Here is a 19,016-nt window from a genome sequence, read left to right on the forward strand (position 1 = left end):
ATCTCCTCCCCCATGAAACCGATACACATCATTGGCGGCGGTCTCGCCGGTTCCGAAGCTGCCTGGCAGGCGGCACAAGCGGGTGTTCCCGTCATTCTGCACGAGATGCGACCGGTGCGCGGCACCGATGCGCACAAGACCGACGGGCTTGCCGAGCTGGTCTGCTCGAACTCGTTCCGCTCCGACGATGCGGAAACGAATGCGGTCGGCCTGCTGCATGCGGAAATGCGGCTCGCAGACTCCCTCATAATGCGCTGCGGCGACGCCAACCAGGTGCCCGCCGGCGGCGCGCTGGCCGTGGACCGCGACGGATTTTCCGAAGCCGTCACCGCAGAGCTTGAGGCGCATCCGCTCATCACCATCGAGCGCGAGGAGGTCACCGGCCTGCCGCCGGAAGAGTGGGATCAGGCGATCATCTCCACCGGCCCGCTGACCGCGCCCTCGCTGGCGGAAGCCATTTCGGAGGCCACGGGCGCGCAGTCGCTCGCCTTCTTCGACGCGATCGCCCCCATTGTCCATTTCGATTCCATCGATCTCGACACCGCATGGTTCCAGTCGCGTTACGACAAGGTCGGCCCCGGCGGCACCGGCAAGGACTACATCAACTGCCCCATGGACAAGGAGCAGTATGAAGCCTTCATCCAGGCGCTGCTCGACGGCGGCAAGACCGAGTTCAAGGAATGGGAAGGCACGCCCTATTTCGATGGCTGTCTGCCCATCGAGGTGATGGCGGAGCGCGGACCGGAGACGCTGCGCCACGGACCGATGAAGCCGATGGGCCTCACCAATGCGCACAATCCCGACGTAAAGGCCTATGCGGTGGTGCAGCTGCGCCAGGACAACGCGCTTGGCACGCTCTACAACATGGTCGGCTTCCAGACGAAGCTGAAATATGCCGAGCAGACGCGCATCTTCCGCATGATCCCCGGTCTGGAAAATGCAGAATTCGCACGGCTCGGCGGCCTGCACCGCAACACCTATCTGAATTCGCCTGCGCTTCTCGACGGCCGGCTTCAGCTGAAAAGCCGGCCCGGCCTGCGCTTTGCCGGTCAGATCACCGGCTGCGAGGGCTATGTGGAAAGTGCGGCAATGGGCCTGATCGCCGGTCGCTTTGCCGCATCCGAGCGTCTGGGCCAACCGATCTCCACGCCGCCCGGGACCACGGCCTTCGGCGCGCTGCTCAACCACATCACCGGCGGGCATCTCATCTCCGACGATGAGCCGGGCAAACGCTCCTTCCAGCCAATGAACGTCAATTTCGGCCTGTTCCCGCCCGTCGAGGTGCCGAAGCCCGAAGGCAAGCGCCTTCGCGGCAAGGAGAAGACCGTCGCCAAGAAGAAGGCGATGACGGCGCGCGCGCTGGTCGACTTCAAGGAATGGCTCGCTGCCCAGCCGGCAAGCCAGGCCGCCGAATAGGCAGGTTCTCGAAAGAGAGCCCACAAAGAGAAAGGGGAAGCCGCAATGCCGGCTTCCCCTTTTTTATTCAGTCCTGGCTGCGCCTTACTTCCAGTCTTCAAGCCTTAGAAGCAGCGTCCCGGTCATGTTGCGCAACTCCAGCTCCGGCTCAAACGTGGCGTGGAGATGAGATGGCACGATGAGGATCTTTCGCCCCTCAGCCTCCAGAGAGAACATCACCGTCTGCCCATCCTGTGAGGCGAGAGAAGCGATGCGTTCTTCCTCCACGGGGAACAGCCCTTCAACCCCGTTCGCGGTTTTCACCGAAACCGCATTCTGCTTCAGCAGAAGCGCGATCTTTCCGCCATCCGGCAGAACGATATCGAAAGTACCCGGCTCCCCGTCCAGGAAAACCGCATTCTGGACAACGACATCGAAACCATCCGACTTGAACGCAACGATCAACGGGTTGCTGTAGAAAACCCCGTTTCGATCCACATGGACGGGATTGTCGGGATCGAGCCCCCAGGCGATGGCCACTTCGCGATATGCATTGCCGTCCGGGCTCAGCGCAAAACCTTCAGGCTCCACAGCGCCAACGGCGTCCTCTCCGTTGAGATAACGCAGCACCGAAAGCGCCTCGGATTTCGCCTCCACGCTGAGCGGCGTATCGTTGACGAGGTCCAGAAACCTCGCCGTCTGCGACCGCACCGACCAGTCGAGCGCACCCTGCGGCCCGAAACTGCCCAAAAGCAGCGCCAGAACCGGAATGCCGGCGATGAGCCGGATATCGCCCCGCAGACGCGGCAGCGCCTGCATCCCCACCAGCGCGAGCGTCACCAGACCGAACAGGCCGAGGAAATAGCGCTGCGGCGTCCAGCCGAACGCCCCCACCCGCAGGGCGAGCGCGTAGAACAGAAGCCCCAGCGGTACCAGAAGGAACAGCGGCCAGAAACGCACGAAGAAGCGCGTCGGCGCACGGGCGGTGTCCAGAAACGGCTTTGTCAGAAGAAGAACGGCGACAATGCACACGCCATATGTGAGCACCAGCCAGCCGATCTGGCCCTGCGGAACCTCTCCGGTAATCGCGATCTTGGCCGCATAGAGGTGCAGAATGAGCGCATAGATGATGAGCATGGGCACGGCGGCGAAGTCGCCCAGCGCGCGCATGCCGCTCTGCATCAACGCATGCTCATGACCGCCCGGCTCTTCATCGAAGGTGCGCGGCGTCTGCCCGAGCCCGAAGAGCGGTGCGACGAACAGGCCGATCGAGGCCCAGATATGCTCATAGAGATCATTCGGAACATCGATCCCGAAGAGATGGGTCAGACTTGCCAGAATGGCCGAAATACCGCCGCCGAACAGCGCAAACGCCAAAAGCCCGAGCCCCACGGCGAAAACCAGCCGCGCCGTAAACATCCAGAACGCATCGCCCGTCCCCCGCCATGCGAAGGGCGCAATGGGCGCAAGCGCCATCAGGGAGAGCACAAACGCCCATTCGACCGTGCGCTCGGTGATGTTCGGCCACATGACGGCAAAGGCAACAACACCGGCGAGCACCGGCAATGCCACGCTGATCCACGCAGAAAGCTGCCGGGCCTGCGCAAACAGGGTTGCGGCAAAAGAGGCAATCACGGCGGCGATCAGCGCAAAGAGGAGGTCATCCTTGTTGGCCGCGCCAAGAAGGGCGGCGGGCACAAGATCGATATCCGCAACGAGCGCGTTGGCGTAGGTGGCGGTCAAAAAGAGAAAAAACACCGTGACGGGAAAGCGCGCCACGGCATCGCCCATGGCGACAAGCGCCTCAAGCGCTGACGCGAGCCACCCCGTGGCCGCATGATTTCTGTTCAGATTTTCAGCCACAAACCTTCCCCCGATCAATGAGCCGATGATCAAAGACCATGCGGACGCGGCGTAAATTGGACAACGGCATCGTCAATCGCCATGCGCCCCTTCGGACGCATCAGGGACAATCCGGATTGTAAATGAAGCGTCGGAACAACCGAAAAACGGATCGCGCTTTGAGGTCCAGGTTCTGGGGTTATCCCCATCCCTTCGTGGCGCGCCGGAACATCAGCCAGTGCCGACGCCATTGCGGCAGCGTCACGATGTCTTCAAGTGCCGCAGCCCCGCTCGCCTCAAGGCGCTTGAGATAGGCCTGCGAAAGCCCCGCAGGCAGGAATGCCGGACGCAGAGAAGCCGGCAGCGCCTTCGCGCCTGCCTCGAATGCCGCCGCATGATGTTTGCCAAGGGCGACCATGGCCGCCACGGCGCGCGCCGCAGCGTCACGGTCCTCGCCGCTCAAAAGGTTTTCGCGCGTGGTGCCGGCGGCCCGTAACAGATCGCCCGGAATGTAGCACTGCCCGCGCCGGCGATGGATCGGCAGCATGCGCAGAAGCCCGGCAATGGCCTGCGCACAGCCCGCATGGCCTGCCAGTTCCGAGGCGCGCATGGCGGCTGGCGTGTCGAGCACCAGTCCGGCAAGCTGGATCAGAGCCGAAGCGGTCTCGCCGCAATAGCCTTCCAGGTCGTTGCGGCTTGGCATCGGGTCGTCATAGAGATCGAAGATGCGCGCTTCGAGAAGGTCGAGCAGTGGCTGCACGGGAAGCCCATGCGTGCGGATTGCCTCCAGAAGAGCCACCGCGAGCGGCGAACCGTCCGCACTCTCCGGCGCAGCCTCCGCCGTCAGAACATCCCGCCAGAACTGCAGCCGCACCTCGCCGGGAAGCGGCTCGCTCACCCGGTCGCGAATGCCCGCCACTTCCACATTGAAAGCATAAAGCGCAAACAGCGCCGGGCGCTTTTCCTCGGGTGCGTACAGCACGGAGAGATAGCGGTCGGGATCGGCGTCGCGCACCACCGACATGACAAAAGGCTGCGTTTCGGCCATCTCAGTCGACAGCGATCAGCGCTGCTGCAACCGTGCGGTCTTCCGCAAGCAGCACATTGTAGGTGCGTACCGCGGCGCCCGTCGCCATGGGCTCGACCGCCACGCCGGCCGCCCGGAAGCGCTTGCGCAGTTCAGCTGGCACAGGGATCAGGGTCTTTCCGGTGCCAAGAAGCAGAATGTCGAAGTCGGCGGCTTCGTCGAACAGCCTGGTGAAGTCGCCCTCGCCCAGCCCTTCGAAAGCCGCCACGTCCCACCCGTGAATGCCCGAAGGCATGCACAGGATGGAACCGCGATGCGACATGTCGGCAAAGCGAAAACCGCCATTGCCGTAAGCGTCGATGGGAGCGCGGCCCGGGAAATGGGCCGCGCGTATTTCAATGCCGCCCGCCATCACTTGGCCGGCATCTGTCCGGTCGTGTCCGAACCGGTCGCATCATCGTCCTTCTGCTCTGCGCCCAGCGCCCCGGTGGAGCGCATGCGGAACAGGATCAGCAGCGGACCGGCGATGAAGATCGACGAGTAGGTGCCGATCACCACACCGAAGATCATCGCGGCCGTGAAGGAACGGATCACCTCGCCACCGAAGACGAACAGTGCACCGAGCGCCAGAAGCGTCGTCACCGAGGTCATGATGGTGCGCGACAGCGTCTGGTTCATCGACAGGTTCAGAAGCTCCGGAAGCGGCATCTTCTTGAACCGTCGCAGGTTCTCGCGCACGCGGTCATAGACCACGACTGTATCGTTCAATGAGTAACCCACGATTGTCAGGATCGCCGCGATACTCGTCAGATTGAACTCGATGCCGGTTATCACGAAGAAGCCTACGGTCATGATCACATCGTGCAGTGTGGCAAGAATTGCGCCCACGGCGAACTGCCACTCGAAGCGCAGCCAGATGTAAATCAGGATCGCCAGGAGCGAGACCAGAACCGCAATCGTGCCGGCACGCGCAAGCTCACCGGAGACGGTCGGCCCCACCACTTCGACGCGGCGGAACTCATAGGCGTCCTCAAGCTCGCCCCGCACCTTGGCGATGACGGTCTGTTCGGCATTCTCGCCGCCGTCCTGCGCCTGAACGCGGATCAGCACCTCACGCGGATCGCCGAACTCCTGCACCTGAACGTCGCCCAGATTGAGTTCTGACAGACGCGCGCGGATATCGCCGATGTCAGCCGGTCCTTCGCGGGACTGCACCTCGATGGAGGAGCCGCCCTTGAAGTCGATGCCGTAGTTCATGTTGACGGTCATGAACAGCGCCACAGCCGCGATGGAAGCCAGAGCCGACAGCGTGAAGGTCACGCGGCGCAGCTTCATGAAGCCGATCTTCGTGTTGTCAGGCACGAAACGCAGCGGCGTGCGCGGCAGCTCACGGGGACGCCGGCGGCGCACCCAATCGGCAACGATCCAGCGCGTCAGCGAATAGGCGGTGAAGACCGTCGTCGCGATACCGATGGCAAGCGTGACGGCAAAGCCGCGGATCGGACCCGAACCCAGATAGAACAGGATCACGGCGGCGATCAGCGTCGTCACATTGGCGTCAACAATGGTTGCCAGCGCCTTGGAGAAGCCCGTGTCGACCGCCTGAATGAGCGAACGCCCGCCGGCCCTCTCCTCGCGAATGCGCTCGAAGATGAGCACGCTGGAGTCCACCGCCATGCCGATGGTCAGCACGATACCGGCAATGCCCGGCAGCGTCAGCGTTGCACCGAGCGCCGAGAGGATCGCGATGATCATCGTCACATTGGCGGCAAGCGCGATCACGGCGAACACGCCGAGAAGCCCGTAAGCGGCAATCATGAACGCAACGACAAGCGCCGCGCCGATCAACGAGGCGATCTTGCCGGCGTCGATGGAGTCCTGACCAAGGCCCGGTCCGACCGTGCGCTCTTCAATGATTGTCAGCGTCGCCGGCAGAGCGCCCGCGCGCAGAAGGACGGCCAGATCATTGGCCGACTGGACGTTGAAATTGCCCGAAATCTGGCCGGTGCCGCCGAGGATGGGCTCGCGGATCTGCGGAGCCGAAATCACCTGGTCGTCGAGAATGATGGCGAACAGGCGACCGACATTCTCCTGCGTCGCCTGACCGAAGCGCGTCGCGCCCTTCGTGTCGAAGCGGAAGCTCACCACCGGTTCGTTGGTGCGCTGGTCGAAGGTCGCCTGCGCATCCACCAGATTTTCACCCGAAACGATGACGCGGTCTTCGATCAGGTAGGGAACGGGCGGATCGTCCACCGAGTATTTGATGGTCGTGCCGATGGGCGGGCGGCTGTTGATGGCCTCCTGCACGGGCACCGACTGGTCGACCATCTGGAAGCTCAGCTTGGCGGTCTGGCCAAGAATGTCTTTCAGGCGCTGCGGGTCCTGAAGGCCCGGCACCTGAACGAGAATGCGGTCTTCGCCCTGCCGCTGGATCACCGGCTCGGTGGTGCCGAGCTCGTTGACGCGGCGGGAGACCACTTCAATGGACTGCGAAAGCGCGGAGGACACACGGTAGTTGATACCGTCTTCCGTCAGCGTGAAGCGCAGAAGGCCCGGCTCCGGTTCGGTGAGCGCAAGCTCGGTCACCGTGCCGCCGCTGAACAGGCCGGAATTCACCGGCTGTGTCAGCTCGCGCAGAGCCTCCTTGGCTTCGGCAACCTGAGCGGCGTCGCGAATGCGCACCTGCACGCTCTGGCCCGAACCGGTGAGGCCGGTATAGCCGATCCGCTTGTCACGCAGCGTACGGCGGATGTCGTCGCGCGTCGTAACGATGCGCTCCTCGATCAGTTCCTTCTTCTCGATCTGGAGAAGAATGTGCGAACCGCCCTGAAGGTCGAGGCCCAGCGTCATTGGCCGCGAAGGCGCCCAGCTCGGCATGGAGGACAAATAGGATGCCGGAATGATGTTCGGCGCCGCGTAGGCGACGCCAAGCGCCACGGCCAGCCAGATAAGTATCGTTTGCCAGCGCGAGAAGTGTAGCATGGGGCCTCGTCTGTTCAGGTTGGGAGGGCCGTTTTTGCCGGCCCTTCCCGGCAATCACGTCATATTGCGGTTATTTCTTGGCGGGCTGCTTGTTGTCTGCAACCGGCTCACCCTTCACGCGAACCTCTGCGAGCATGGAGCGCACGGCCGTAACCTTGTTGCCGCCGCCCAGGTCGATTTCGAGCTCGCTGTCATTGATGACCTTGCTCACCTTGCCGACCAGGCCGCCGCCCGTCACCACCGTGTCGCCACGACGAACAGCCGACAGCATCTCGGCGCGCTTCTTCATCTGCTGGCGCTGCGGACGGATGATGAGGAAATACATGATCACGAAGATCAGAACGAACGGCAGAATGCTGACAAAGATGTCGGGCGCTCCGCCTGCGCCAGCCTGTGCGTATGCCGGGGTGATGAACATCGAAAACTCCTGATATCTGCCGGACGTCCGGCTGGTCATAAATGTGGCCGGAATATAGACTTTCACCCCTTCATTGCAACTGTTGGCGCAGTGTGCACAGGCCCGCAGGGCCGCTTATGCGCAGACATCTGACGCTGCGTCCGGCAATACACTCCCCCGCGCCGCCTCCCGCACTTGCAAATCCCGCCCCCTTATGGAAGAACCGTACCGTACGGTACGCAACCCGTCTGCGCATGAGCTTTGCGAGGAAATCATGTCCGAAAACACCATCGAAGCGCTGTCCGAGAAACTCGACCGGCTGATCGATACGATCGCCCGCCTCACCCCGCAGCAGCCCGAGCCGCCGCGCTTCGAAGCCGCCGACTGTTTTGTCTGGAATGCGGAGCGCCGGACGCTGGATCCCGTCGAAAAGGTCAATCGCGTGGAACTTTCGCTGATTCGCGGCGTCGACCGCGTGCGCGATATCCTGGCCGACAACACCGAGCGCTTTGCCCGCGACCTTCCCGCCAACAACGTGCTTCTGTGGGGCGCGCGCGGCATGGGCAAGTCGTCGCTGGTGAAAGCCGTCCATGCCGAGATCAACCGCGCCGCCCCTGCCGGCCAGACGCCGCTGAAGCTGGTGGAGATCCACCGCGAGGACATCGAGACCCTGCCACAGCTCATGGCCTTCCTGAAAGCCGCGCCGTTCCGCTTCATCCTTTTCTGCGACGATCTGTCCTTCGATCAGAATGACGCCTCCTACAAATCGCTCAAGGCAGCATTGGAAGGCGGCGTTGAAGGCAGGCCCGCCAATGTCATCCTCTACGCCACCTCCAACCGGCGGCACCTCTTGCCGCGCGACATGATCGAGAATGAGCGCTCGACGGCCATCAACCCGTCGGAAGCCGTCGAAGAAAAGGTCTCGCTGTCAGACCGTTTCGGCCTCTGGCTCGGCTTCCATAAATGCTCGCAGGACGAATATCTGGCGATGATCGGCGGCTATGTCACCCATTACGGCCTCGAGATCGATCCGGAGCGCCTGCGCGCCGATGCGCTTGAATGGGCCACCACGCGCGGCAGCCGTTCGGGCCGCGTCGCCTGGCAGTTCATTCAGGATCTCGCCGGCCGCCTCGGCAAGCGTCTCGACGCCTAAGGCGTATCCCCCCGACCCAACGCTTCGCCTCAATAAAAAACCCGCCCTTTCGGGCGGGTCAAAGAGGCAGCCTGACCGGAGGTCTGGCAGGCCGCAGCTTTTTTCTCGTTATTCAGGGAACGTCTATTCGAGATAACCTGTCGGATTGACCGGCGTGGCGTCCTTGCGCACCTCGAAGTGCAGTTTCGGACGCTCGGCGCTGCCGCTCATGCCCGACAGGGCGATTTCCTGACCGCGCCGGACCTTCTCGCCACGCTTCACCCGAAGCGCGCTGGCATGGCCGTAAACCGTCACCATGCCGTTGTCATGGCGCACCAGAACCGTGTTGCCGAATTCCTTCAGCCCGTCGCCGGCATAGATCACGACGCCATTTTCGGCTGCCTTGACCGGCGTGCCTGCCGGAACGGCAATGTCGATGCCGTCATTGCGCACGGAACCCGAGGTGCTGCCGAAGTCCGAGATGATTCGACCACGCGCCGGCCAGCGCAGCTTGCCGATGCCGGTCGAGTCCGGCGCAACTTCATTGCTCTGCTTCGCCACGGCGGCAACCTGTGTCTGAGCCTGCGTCGAGGTTTTCACCACCGGTGCAGGATCGCGGGTCGTGGCGTTGGTCGTCGTGCGATCAACCGTCTTCGGAGCCGCTGCAACCTGCGTCGGCTGGCTCACATTGCCGGACGGGATGGTCAGAAGCTGGCCGACCTTCAGATAGCCATCAGCAAGACCATTGGCCGCCTTGATGTTCGCGACGCTCGCACCCGTCTTGCGGGCAATGCCGTAAAGCGTGTCGCCCGAAACCACGGTGTAGGAACCGGCAGAAGCCGTCTTGGTCTGCACCGGCGCCGTCTGGCTGTTCGTATTGGCGTTGCTCGCGGCATTGTTCGTTTCCGAACCCTGCGGGCGCGGCTTGGGCCGGGGCGTCTCGCGCAGAACCGCAAGGCGCTCCTGCGGCTCTCTCTGAGGCGTCGGCTCATTGGGAACAGGCTGCGGCGCAGCGGCCTGACGCTGCGTGGCCGCACCATTGTCAGACGCGGCAGCCGGCGCATTGCCCGAATAGGCATAGCTCGGGATCATCAGCGTCTGTCCCGTGCGCAGCTGCGATGCGCTGGAAAGATTGTTTGCGCCGAGAATGGCGGCAACCGGCACACCGAACCGGCGCGACAGGTTGAACACCGTCTCGCCTTCGCGCACCGTGATCGTCTGGCCGCCGCCCTGCCCGGTCTGCGCAGGCTGGCGCGTCACCGATCCGGTCGACGTGCGGTCAAGCTGCGGCTGCGCCGGCACGGGCGCTGCGGCAACGCGTGCCGGCTGCGGCTGCGACTGCGATGGCGCGGGAAGCGCCTGGCGCTGTACGTTGGAAGCGGTCTGATTGGTCAGGTCCACCGGCCGGGTCGCTGCGCGAACCGGCGTATTGGTCGGCGCGGGCAGAGGCTGGCTGACGGCACCGCCCACGAGACCGTTCGGCCGCGGGCTGGAGCCCTGCCGGCTGATCGAACCCGTGTAGGTGGTGTCAACACCGCCGACATCGCCCGGATAGGGCTGGCTGGCAGGGGCCATGGCCACCGCCCGGTTGGTCGACCGTGCATCTGCAAAATCGCTGGACTTGAAGCGGGACACATCGGAACTGCATCCTGCCGCAACACCGCCCATCAAAATGACAGCGGCTCCGCGCAAAATAGCGCGATCGAAACTCCGTGTAATGCAACGCATGTGACTACCCGCGTACCCAATACCTGAACACGGGCAATTAAATCGCGTTAATGTTACTCAGCGGTTAAGCTGCGGGGAGATTTTGAGATGAGCGCCCCTCGCCGGGAGCGTCAGATGGCCTCGGCAGCGCTTTTGAAAAGAGGCTGTAGCCGCACGTTTTCAAGGTCTGCGCGCTCGAAACGACTGCCCACCTTGGCCAGTTTCGTCATCATCTGCACATCGTCGCCCGGTCCGATTGGCGCGACCATAATGCCGCCGGTGGCAAGCTGATCGACGAAACGGCGCGGCAATTCATCGAAAGCGGCCCACACGATGATTCGGTCGAACGGCCCGTCGGAGGGTGCGCCTTCGGAACCGTCTGCATGCCGGGCCGACACATTGGTGAGGCCCAGATTCTCCCAGCGCAATTGTGCTTCCACACCAAGCGTCTTGTAACGGTCGAGCGTGAGGACCCGGCCCGCCAGCCTCGCGATCACCGCAGCGGTGAAGCCCGACCCCGTGCCGATCTCCAGAACCCGGTGCCCGGAAGAGAGTTCCAGCGCATCGATGGCCCTTGCCTGCAGGTCGCAGCCTTCTATGGCCTCGCCACAGGCAATCGGCACCATGCGCTGCGACCACGCCGCCGCATACCATTCCGATGGAAGAAAGCCCGCGCGCGGCGTCGCCTCCATGGCGGCAAAGAGTTCCTTGCCGCCAATTCCGCGCGCGCGCATGCGCAGCATGAACGCGGCAAAGCTCTCGCGCTCCTGCCCCGCTTCGTTCATGCCAGAGCCTTGGAAAGCTGGTCACGCACTTCATGCGCCGTCAGGTCGAGATGCAGCGGCGTCACCGAAACATAGCCGTCACGGATCGCTGCCTGATCGCTCCCCTGGCGAATATCGGCCTGCTGGCGGCCGAAACGCAGCCAGTAATAGGGATAGTTGCGCCCGTCGCGGCGCTCTTCCACGTTCAGCCCGTGCACCATCTTGCCCTGTGCGGTCACCAGAGTGCCCTTGGCGTCTTCCGGCGCACAGTTCGGGAAGTTGATGTTGATCAGAACACCTTCCGGCATGGGCCGGTCGATCAGCTTCTTCAGAAGCGGCGGCGCAAGCGCCTCGGCGGTGCCGAAGGGAATGTAGCGGCTTTCATCGGTAAAGTCATAGGCCTGGCTCAGCGCAAAGGACGGAATGCCCAGAAGCGTCCCTTCCATCGCACCGGCCACGGTGCCCGAATAGGTCACGTCATCGGCAATATTGGTGCCGTTGTTGACGCCGGACAGGATCAGGTCCGGCGGCGTGTCCATCACGTGCCGCACGCCCATGATCACGCAATCGGTGGGCGTGCCGCGTAAGGCAAAATGCCTGTCATCGATCTTGCGCATCCTGAGCGGCTCCGACAATGACAGCGAATGGGCAAAGCCCGACTGGTCGGTTTCGGGCGCCACTACCCAGACATCATCGCTCAAAGTGCGGGCGATACGCTCCAGCGTCGCCAGTCCTTCTGCGTGAATGCCATCGTCATTGGTCAACAGAATGCGCAAAGTCTCAATCCTTCGATGCTTCGATTTTCTCCAGGCCGCCCATATAGGGTTTGAGGGCTGACGGTATCGTGACACTGCCGTCCTCATTCTGGTAATTTTCCAGAACCGCGATCAGCGCACGGCCAACAGCGGTTCCCGAACCGTTGAGCGTGTGAACGAAGCGGGTCTGCTTCTCGCCGGCCGCACGGTAGCGCGCATTCATGCGACGCCCCTGGAAATCGCCACAGACCGAGCAGGACGAGATTTCACGATAGGCGTTCTGCCCCGGCAGCCAGACTTCCAGATCGTAGGTCTTGCGTGCACCGAAGCCCATGTCGCCCGTGCACAGAACCATGGTCCGGTAAGGCAGGTCGAGCTTCTTCAGCACGGTCTCGGCACAGGCCGTCATGCGCTCATGCTCGTCAATCGATGTTTCGGCATCGGTGATCGAGACCAGCTCGACCTTGTAGAACTGGTGCTGGCGCAGCATGCCACGCGTATCACGCCCCGCAGAACCCGCTTCCGAACGGAAGCACGGCGTCAGCGCGGTAAAGCGCAGCGGCAGCTTGTCACCTTCCAGAATTTCCTCGCGCACGAGATTGGTGAGCGACACTTCAGCCGTCGGGATCAGCCAGTGATCGTCACCGGCGCGGAACAGATCCTCGGTGAACTTCGGCAACTGCCCGGTGCCGAACATCGCATCGTCACGCACCAGAAGCGGCGGCTGCACTTCCGTGTAGCCATGCTCCTGCGTGTGCAGGTCGAGCATGAACTGGCCAAGCGCGCGCTCAAGGCGGGCAAGCTGGCCGGATAGCACCGTGAAGCGCGAGCCCGAAAGCTTTGCCGCGCGCTCGAAATCCATCAGGCCGAGCGCCTCGCCGATCTCAAAATGCTCTTTCGACCAGTTGGCGTGCTTCGGCTCGCCATGCCTGCGCACTTCGACATTGTCGTTTTCGTCCGCGCCAACCGGCACGTCTTCGAGCGGGATGTTGGGAACACGCGCCAGCGCATCGTTGAGCGCGGCGTCGTGGCGGCGCTCTTCAGCCTCGCCATCCTGAACGAAACTCTTCAGCTCAGACACTTCGGCCTTCAGCTTCTCGGCGAGGTCCTTGTCGCCGGATGCCATGGCCTTGCCGATTTCCTTGGAGGCGGCATTGCGGCGCTCCTGCGCCTCCTGAAGCTTCGTCAGGTGCTGGCGGCGCGCTTCGTCAAGCGCCAGGAGCTTCCCACTTTCAGGGTCCGCGCCGCGCTTTTTGAGCGCTTCGTCCAGCGCCTGCGGGTTCTCGCGAATCCATTTGATGTCGAGCATGTCTGATTTCCAATCGCGGAGAGATTGCAGTGAACCGCCCCGGGACAGACAGGAAATGACCTGCTGATCTAGGCGGTCGGCTGGTCCGTCTCGCCGGTGTCGTCCTGCGCGTTCGCTTCCTTCTCGCGCTGGCGCTCGACCATGCGGGCGGCCCAGATGGCAATTTCGTAGAGAAGGATGGTCGGAAGCGCAAGGCCGATCTGGCTCACCGGATCCGGCGGCGTGAGGATCGCCGCGGCCACGAAAGCCGCCACGATGGCGTATTTGCGCTTGTCGGCAAGCCCGGTCGAGGTCAGAAGCCCCACCCGCGCCATGAGCGTCGTCACGACCGGAAGCTGGAACACGAGGCCGAAGGACAGGATCAGCGTCATGATCAGGCCGAGATACTCCGAAACCTTGGGCAGCAGAGAGATTTGCACCGTGTTGTCAGGCCCCACCTGCTGCATGGACAGGAAGAACCACATCACCATCGGCGTGAAGAAGAAATAGACGAGTGCAGCGCCGATCAGGAACAGGATCGGCGAGGCAATCAGGAACGGAATGAACGCGCGGCGCTCGTTGCGGTAAAGCCCTGGCGCGACAAACTTGTAGATCTGCATGGCGATCACCGGGAAGGCGATCACCAGGCCGCCAAACATGGCCAGCTTGATCTGGGTAAAGAAGAATTCCTGCGGCGCGGTGTAGATCAGGTCCACCTTGTCCGCGTCGAGACCGGCCCACAGGGTCGCCCACTGGAACGGAATCACCAGCAGGTTGAAGATCTGCTTGGCGAAGAAGAAGCAGACCAGAAAGGCCACGAAGAACCCTCCGATCGCCCAGATGAGCCGCGAACGCAGCTCGATCAGGTGATCCATCAGCGGGGCGGAAGACTGATCGATGTCGTCGTCTCGTTCGGCGTTCACGACATTAGGCTCCGCTGGTCTTCTTGGTGGCCGGACGCTTCGCCGCGCCAGCCGCAGTGGTCTTGCTGGCGGCCTTCGGCTTGGCTGCCGCTCTCGGCTTTGCAGCGGCCGTCTTGGCTGCTGTGCTTTTGGCTGCCGTGCTCTTTGTCGAAGCAGCCTTCGTCGACGCCGCCTTTGTTGAAGTAGCCTTCGGCGACGTCTTGGCAGACGTGGACTTCGCCGGAGCCTTGGCGGCTCCAGCCTTCCCCTCGCCCGGCATGCGGGTTGCCCCGGCCTTGGCCGGTTCCGCCGCATGCGTCTCGGTCGAGGCCGGAGGCCCTGACTTTGCCGCCTGCGGCTTCATGGCCTCATCCAGCCCGGAACGAATATCACGTCCCACCTGCTCCAGAGGGTTCAGGTGCTTCTTGATCTCGTTGCGCGGATCGAGCTTGCGCGCGTCGTCCACGATAGACTTCACGTCATCAAGCTCGGCTTCCTGCAGCGCTTCATCGAACTGCTTGCGGAAATCGCCAGCCATGCTGCGCAATTTGGACGTCGTGCGCCCGAATGAGCGCAGCATACGCGGCAAGTCCTTCGGCCCGACCACGACGATCAGGACGATGGCGATCACCATGATTTCGGGCCAGCCAAGATCAAACATAAGTCACCGGAAAGAGGGGCAGGAAGTTTATCCGCAGCGCATCAGCGCCGAATCAGCCGGACTTCTTCTTGTTCGGCTTGCTTGCGTCCTTCACCGGCTCGTCAGCCTGATGCTCGACCGTCTTGGTCGTGTCCTCGTCATCGTCGGACATGCCCTTCTTGAAGCTTTTGATGCCCTTGGCCATGTCACCCATCAGCTCGGGGATCTTGCCGCGACCAAAGAGGAGCAGCACCACGACGAGCACGATGAGCCAGTGCCAGATTGAAAAGGAACCCATGATCAGTCTCTTTCACCAATTGCCATTGATTTGATTTATGCGCTTTCGCCCGATTGTTCAAACGATTGTCTCGCAAACACAAGCACATCGCTCGGGACGACATTCAGCCATATATCGCGCACGCCCGGCTCCAGATGTCCACAGCGCACACGCGCCCGGACATGATGATCCGCGCCGGGAATGGCGAGTTCGAGAAATTCCACCACGCCGAGGAACCGGCGCGAGATGATGCGGGCAGGCACTGCCCCGCCCTTCTGGTCCACCTGGAAGCCGGAAAGGCGCACCGCGACCGTTGCCGCAGCCCCCTCTTCCAGCCCATCGGCGGGAAAACGTCCAAGCGGCGTTTCCACCGCGCCTGCATGAACCCGCCCCTCGAATTCGTTGATCTCGGAGAAGAAACCCGCAACGAAAAGATCGGCAGGACGGTGATAGAGTTCTTCGGCGGTGCCCACCTGCACCAGCCCGCCATCCTTGAGCAGGGCGATCCGGTCGCCCATGCGCATGGCTTCCTCGGCGTCATGCGTCACCACAACCGCCGTGGCGCGGCTCTGGCGCAGGATCGCAAGCGTTTCGGCCCGCACATTGTCCTTCAGGCGCGAATCGAGCCCGGAAAACGGCTCGTCCATCAGGAGAACCGCCGGACGCGGCGCAAGCGCGCGCGCCAGCGCAACACGCTGCTGCTCACCGCCCGACAGGACATGTGGATAGGCGTCGGCATAGCCGTCGAGCCCGACACGCTCCAGCGCGTTCATCGCCTCCTGCCGCGCCTCGCCGCCCGACAGGGCTGTCAAGCCAAAGCGCACATTGTCGAGAATCGTCAGATGCGGGAACAGCGCGAAATCCTGGAACACCAGGCCGATGGAGCGTTTCTCCGGCGGCAGGAAGACATCCGGCCCCGCAATCTCCCGCTCATTGAGGAACACCTGCCCGGCGCGCTGCGCCTCGATGCCGGCGGCAATGCGCAGAAGCGTCGTCTTGCCGGAGCCGGAAGGCCCAAGAAGGCACAGCACCTCGCCCGGCTCGGCCGAAAGCGAAACATCGCGCAGCGTCTGCCCGCCCGAAGCGTAGGAATGGCTGATGTTCTTGAAGGAGAGACGCGCCGCAAAGCTGACGCCGGCTGTCCTGCGCGCCGAACTTTGCTTCTTACTGTCCATGCACCGGTATCCCTGGATGGATCGCAGGCGGCCCCTGTCCCGCGGACCTTCCGTCAATCATCCTCTGCGAGCGGTGTCAACAGACCGAGCTCTTCCAGGTCGATATCCGTCAACGGATCTTCATCTTCTGTGAGTTCATCGGGATCTGTCATGGGCTGGGGAACGGCAAAATTGGCCGGCATGCGGGCGGAAAGCAGCCCCGCGCCCTTCAACTCTTCGATCCCCGGCAGATCACGCAGTTCCGCCAGACCGAAATGGTCGAGAAATTCCGTGCTGGTTCCGTAGGTTACGGGCCGTCCGGGCGTGCGGCGGCGACCGCGCATCTTCACCCAGCCCGTCTCCAGCAGAATGTCGAGCGTGCCCTTGGAGGTCTCGACACCACGGATTTCTTCGATCTCCGCCCGCGTCACCGGCTGGTGGTAGGCGATGACCGCGAGCATCTCGAGCGCGGCGCGCGACAATTTGCGCTGCTGGACCGCGTTCCGGCTCATCAGAAAGGAAAGATCGCTCGCCGTGCGAAACACCCAGCAATCTTCCACGCGAACCAGATTGATGCCGCGCTTTTCATAGTCGCTGCGCAGTGCTTCCAGCGCCTCGGCAACATCCGTACCCTGTGGAAGCCGCTCGACCAGCGCCCGCTCGGGCACCGGTTCGGCGCTGGCAAAGATAATCGCTTCGACCATGCGCTTGGCTTCCACCAGATGCGGCGAAACAGACTTGCTCTCTTCCCTTTCCTCATCGCCATCATTGGCGACAAACGGAACCACATTGCTGTTTTCAGTCATCATAGCCCTCGAACAGGCTGGCGGGAGCCTTCTTGCCCGTGCGCATATAGATGGGCGCAAAAGCCTCCTGCTGCCGGATTTCCAGCGCGCCTTCGCGCACCAGCTCCAGCGAAGCGGCAAACGAACTGGCCGTCGCGGTCGCCCGCTCCTCGGCATTGGTCATGTAACGGATCAGAAAATGATCGAGCGCCGTCCAGTCTCCAAAATCGCCTATCATCCGCACCAGAATGTCGCGCGCCTGCTTCAGGGACCAGACGCCGCGCTTGGCGATGCGCACATTGGTCACCGCGCGCCGCTGGCGCTGTGCAGCATAAGCGGTCAGAAGATCGTAGAGCGAAGCGGAGAAAGCGCTCTGCTTCTGCACGATCACCGGCTCGGGCATGCCGCGCGCAAACACATCCCGGCCAAGCCGGTTGCGGTTCACGAGCCGCGCCGCCGCATCACGCATCGCCTCAAGCCGTTTCAGGCGAAACTGCAGAAGGGCCGCCATTTCCTCACCCGTCGGCTCTTCGTCCTCGGGTTTCTTGGGGATCAGCAGGCGTGATTTCAGATAGGCAAGCCAGGCCGCCATCACCAGATAGTCGGCGGCCAGCTCCAGGCGCATCTTGCGCACCTGTTCAATGAAGGCGATGTACTGCTCGGCGAGCGCCAGAACAGAAATGCGCGCCAGATCCACCTTCTGCGTACGCGCCAGATGCAGCAAAAGATCGAGCGGGCCTTCAAAGCCCGCCACATCGACCGTCAGCGCAGGCTCCGACACCCCGTGATCATCGGGTTTGTCGTCCCACAGCTTCTCCATGGGAGCCGGTTTGACGGCTGTCTTTTCAGCACTCTGCGCCAAGCGTTGTGGTTCCTATCATCAGGCGACCGCCGCGAAGCATTGCTCGAATTCCGCCCGCGCGGCCAATTCTTCAGTGTCGTCACCCGGTGTCAGGTACGCCATGGCGCGGTTCGCACGCTCCAGGCTCTTGCCCGACAATTCCGGCGCTTTTTCGGCGACGGCCTTCATTTCCGGCATGATGCCGTGACAGTGAAGGACGAGATCGCAGCCTGCCGCAAGGATTGCTTCCGCACGATCCGAGAAATCCCCAGAAAGTGCGTGCATCGAGACGTCATCGCTCATCAAAAGCCCGTCAAAGCCGATTTCGCCGCGAATGATCTCCTGCACCACCTTCTCGGAAGTGGTCGCCGGACGCTCCGCATCGATGGCGTGGAAAACGATATGCGCGGTCATGGCCATGGGCAGATCGGCAAGCGCCTTGAACGGCACGAAATCATGCGCGCGCAGCTCGTCCAGCGAGGCCGTCACCTCCGGCAGCGCCTTGTGGCTGTCGCAGAACGCGCGCCCGTGACCGGGCACATGCTTCATCACCGGCAGCACGCCACCGGCCATCAGGCCGTCACTGGCCGCGCGTCCGAGCGCAATCACGGCCTCTGGATCATGCGCATAGGCGCGGTCGCCGATCACGTCATGCGCGCCGGCGATCGGCACATCGAGAACCGGCAGACAGTCAGCGGTAATGCCGTAGCGCTTAAGGTCCATCGCATGCAGACGCGACATCAGCCAGGCAGCGCGCACGCCGGCCTCGGGATCCTTGTCGTAAATCCTGCCAAGCTCCGAAGCCGTCGGATAATTGGCGGCCATGGGCGGTCGCAGCCGCTGCACCCTTCCGCCTTCCTGATCGATGAAAACCGGCGCATCCGGCCGCCCGACGCTGTCGCGCATGGAGGCGACAAGGTCACTCAGCTGCCCGGCCTCCTCGATATTGCGCGCAAAGAGGATGAACCCCCAGGGACGCTCGTTTCGATAGAAGGCGATTTCGTCCGCCGTCAGCTTGGTCCCGGTCGCACCGAGGATCATGGATTTTGATTCGCTCATGCACACAGGATAGCCGGGCGCACGAATCTGGAAAAGAAAACAAAAAACCGCCGCGCAATGGCGGCGGTT

The 19,016-nt window shown here is 62.8% G+C and carries 18 protein-coding genes; 2 read left to right on the plus strand and 16 right to left on the minus strand.

The genetic code is table 11. From position 1 onward, the window contains the following. Positions 1 to 12: 12 nt before the first annotated feature. Positions 13 to 1,416: a methylenetetrahydrofolate--tRNA-(uracil(54)-C(5))-methyltransferase (FADH(2)-oxidizing) TrmFO gene (gene trmFO / locus DEJ54_RS16175; protein WP_113155466.1), complete on the plus strand. Its 1,404-nt coding sequence runs from the start codon at positions 13 to 15 to the stop codon at positions 1,414 to 1,416. A gap of 84 nt (positions 1,417 to 1,500) precedes the next feature. On the opposite strand, the gene DEJ54_RS16180 is transcribed toward trmFO, so the two are convergent. From DEJ54_RS16180 to yajC, 5 genes are all read right to left on the minus strand, one after another. Continuing rightward, a complete protein-coding gene (locus DEJ54_RS16180; RefSeq protein WP_113155467.1) occupies positions 1,501 to 3,258 on the minus strand; it encodes a DUF4153 domain-containing protein in 1,758 nt (585 codons plus the stop codon). Positions 3,259 to 3,436: 178 nt separating this feature from the next. Then, positions 3,437 to 4,285: a phytoene/squalene synthase family protein gene (locus tag DEJ54_RS16185; protein ID WP_245447591.1), complete on the minus strand. Its 849-nt coding sequence runs from the start codon at positions 4,283 to 4,285 to the stop codon at positions 3,437 to 3,439. 1 nt (position 4,286) lies between these two features. Then, a complete protein-coding gene (locus DEJ54_RS16190) occupies positions 4,287 to 4,676 on the minus strand; it encodes an Mth938-like domain-containing protein (RefSeq protein ID WP_113155468.1) in 390 nt (129 codons plus the stop codon). Further along, positions 4,676 to 7,246: a protein translocase subunit SecDF gene (gene secDF / locus DEJ54_RS16195; RefSeq protein WP_113155469.1), complete on the minus strand. Its 2,571-nt coding sequence runs from the start codon at positions 7,244 to 7,246 to the stop codon at positions 4,676 to 4,678. Before secDF ends, DEJ54_RS16190 begins: the two co-directional genes overlap by 1 nt. Positions 7,247 to 7,316: 70 nt before the next feature. Further along, positions 7,317 to 7,664 (minus strand): preprotein translocase subunit YajC, encoded by a 348-nt coding sequence (gene yajC, locus DEJ54_RS16200; protein WP_113156340.1) that lies wholly within the window; start codon positions 7,662 to 7,664, stop codon positions 7,317 to 7,319. Positions 7,665 to 7,917: 253 nt separating this feature from the next. On the opposite strand from yajC, the gene DEJ54_RS16205 reads away from it, so the two are divergent. Further along, the gene (locus tag DEJ54_RS16205; protein ID WP_113156341.1) at positions 7,918 to 8,796 is read left to right on the plus strand and encodes an ATP-binding protein; all 879 of its coding nucleotides are present in this window, start codon (positions 7,918 to 7,920) and stop codon (positions 8,794 to 8,796) included. A 123-nt stretch (positions 8,797 to 8,919) separates the two neighbouring features. Here DEJ54_RS16205 and DEJ54_RS16210 read toward each other — a convergent pair whose 3' ends face one another. From DEJ54_RS16210 to nagZ, 11 genes are all read right to left on the minus strand, one after another. Continuing rightward, complete coding sequence (locus DEJ54_RS16210; protein WP_371685905.1) at positions 8,920 to 10,410, minus strand: peptidoglycan DD-metalloendopeptidase family protein; 1,491 nt, start codon at positions 10,408 to 10,410, stop codon at positions 8,920 to 8,922. Between the two features lie 203 nt (positions 10,411 to 10,613). Further along, a complete protein-coding gene (locus tag DEJ54_RS16215; protein WP_113155471.1) occupies positions 10,614 to 11,267 on the minus strand; it encodes a protein-L-isoaspartate(D-aspartate) O-methyltransferase in 654 nt (217 codons plus the stop codon). Continuing rightward, positions 11,264 to 12,022, minus strand: a complete 759-nt coding sequence (gene surE, locus DEJ54_RS16220) for a 5'/3'-nucleotidase SurE (RefSeq protein WP_113155472.1) — start codon at positions 12,020 to 12,022, stop codon at positions 11,264 to 11,266. Before surE ends, DEJ54_RS16215 begins: the two co-directional genes overlap by 4 nt. Before the next feature lie 4 nt (positions 12,023 to 12,026). Further along, entirely contained in the window at positions 12,027 to 13,310 is a 1,284-nt protein-coding gene (serS, locus tag DEJ54_RS16225) for a serine--tRNA ligase (RefSeq protein WP_113155473.1), read from the minus strand. A gap of 68 nt (positions 13,311 to 13,378) precedes the next feature. Continuing rightward, positions 13,379 to 14,164: a twin-arginine translocase subunit TatC gene (gene tatC, locus DEJ54_RS16230; protein WP_113156342.1), complete on the minus strand. Its 786-nt coding sequence runs from the start codon at positions 14,162 to 14,164 to the stop codon at positions 13,379 to 13,381. A gap of 52 nt (positions 14,165 to 14,216) precedes the next feature. Further along, positions 14,217 to 14,852: a Sec-independent protein translocase protein TatB gene (tatB, locus tag DEJ54_RS16235; RefSeq protein ID WP_113155474.1), complete on the minus strand. Its 636-nt coding sequence runs from the start codon at positions 14,850 to 14,852 to the stop codon at positions 14,217 to 14,219. Between the two features lie 52 nt (positions 14,853 to 14,904). Beyond that, a complete protein-coding gene (locus DEJ54_RS16240) occupies positions 14,905 to 15,129 on the minus strand; it encodes a twin-arginine translocase TatA/TatE family subunit (RefSeq protein WP_113155475.1) in 225 nt (74 codons plus the stop codon). Positions 15,130 to 15,164: 35 nt separating this feature from the next. After that, positions 15,165 to 16,283 (minus strand): ABC transporter ATP-binding protein, encoded by a 1,119-nt coding sequence (locus DEJ54_RS16245; RefSeq protein WP_113155476.1) that lies wholly within the window; start codon positions 16,281 to 16,283, stop codon positions 15,165 to 15,167. Between the two features lie 53 nt (positions 16,284 to 16,336). Next, on the minus strand, positions 16,337 to 17,068 hold the full coding sequence (scpB, locus tag DEJ54_RS16250; RefSeq protein ID WP_113156343.1) for an SMC-Scp complex subunit ScpB: 732 nt from the start codon (positions 17,066 to 17,068) through the stop codon (positions 16,337 to 16,339). Continuing rightward, positions 17,061 to 17,867 (minus strand): ScpA family protein, encoded by an 807-nt coding sequence (locus DEJ54_RS16255; RefSeq protein WP_204360910.1) that lies wholly within the window; start codon positions 17,865 to 17,867, stop codon positions 17,061 to 17,063. Before DEJ54_RS16255 ends, scpB begins: the two co-directional genes overlap by 8 nt. Positions 17,868 to 17,927: 60 nt before the next feature. Beyond that, positions 17,928 to 18,947, minus strand: a complete 1,020-nt coding sequence (gene nagZ, locus DEJ54_RS16260) for a beta-N-acetylhexosaminidase (protein WP_113155478.1) — start codon at positions 18,945 to 18,947, stop codon at positions 17,928 to 17,930. Positions 18,948 to 19,016 lie beyond the last annotated feature (69 nt).

Source organism: Nitratireductor sp. OM-1, assembly GCF_003296175.1.
Lineage (GTDB): Bacteria > Pseudomonadota > Alphaproteobacteria > Rhizobiales > Rhizobiaceae > Nitratireductor > Nitratireductor aquimarinus.

What these genes read in the sequence shown, in the direction of transcription:
- tatC (WP_113156342.1), bottom strand. Translation starts at nt 14,164, where the DNA reads ATGGATCACCTGATCGAGCTGCGTTCGCGGCTCATCTGGGCGATCGGA.
- tatB (WP_113155474.1), bottom strand. Translation starts at nt 14,852, where the DNA reads ATGTTTGATCTTGGCTGGCCCGAAATCATGGTGATCGCCATCGTCCTG.
- scpB (WP_113156343.1), bottom strand. Translation starts at nt 17,068, where the DNA reads ATGACTGAAAACAGCAATGTGGTTCCGTTTGTCGCCAATGATGGCGAT.
- DEJ54_RS16185 (WP_245447591.1), bottom strand. Translation starts at nt 4,285, where the DNA reads ATGGCCGAAACGCAGCCTTTTGTCATGTCGGTGGTGCGCGACGCCGAT.
- DEJ54_RS16245 (WP_113155476.1), bottom strand. Translation starts at nt 16,283, where the DNA reads ATGGACAGTAAGAAGCAAAGTTCGGCGCGCAGGACAGCCGGCGTCAGC.
- DEJ54_RS16215 (WP_113155471.1), bottom strand. Translation starts at nt 11,267, where the DNA reads ATGAACGAAGCGGGGCAGGAGCGCGAGAGCTTTGCCGCGTTCATGCTG.
- yajC (WP_113156340.1), bottom strand. Translation starts at nt 7,664, where the DNA reads ATGTTCATCACCCCGGCATACGCACAGGCTGGCGCAGGCGGAGCGCCC.
- serS (WP_113155473.1), bottom strand. Translation starts at nt 13,310, where the DNA reads ATGCTCGACATCAAATGGATTCGCGAGAACCCGCAGGCGCTGGACGAA.
- trmFO (WP_113155466.1), top strand. Translation starts at nt 13, where the DNA reads ATGAAACCGATACACATCATTGGCGGCGGTCTCGCCGGTTCCGAAGCT.
- nagZ (WP_113155478.1), bottom strand. Translation starts at nt 18,947, where the DNA reads ATGAGCGAATCAAAATCCATGATCCTCGGTGCGACCGGGACCAAGCTG.
- DEJ54_RS16240 (WP_113155475.1), bottom strand. Translation starts at nt 15,129, where the DNA reads ATGGGTTCCTTTTCAATCTGGCACTGGCTCATCGTGCTCGTCGTGGTG.
- DEJ54_RS16190 (WP_113155468.1), bottom strand. Translation starts at nt 4,676, where the DNA reads ATGGCGGGCGGCATTGAAATACGCGCGGCCCATTTCCCGGGCCGCGCT.
- DEJ54_RS16255 (WP_204360910.1), bottom strand. Translation starts at nt 17,867, where the DNA reads ATGGAGAAGCTGTGGGACGACAAACCCGATGATCACGGGGTGTCGGAG.
- secDF (WP_113155469.1), bottom strand. Translation starts at nt 7,246, where the DNA reads ATGCTACACTTCTCGCGCTGGCAAACGATACTTATCTGGCTGGCCGTG.
- DEJ54_RS16205 (WP_113156341.1), top strand. Translation starts at nt 7,918, where the DNA reads ATGTCCGAAAACACCATCGAAGCGCTGTCCGAGAAACTCGACCGGCTG.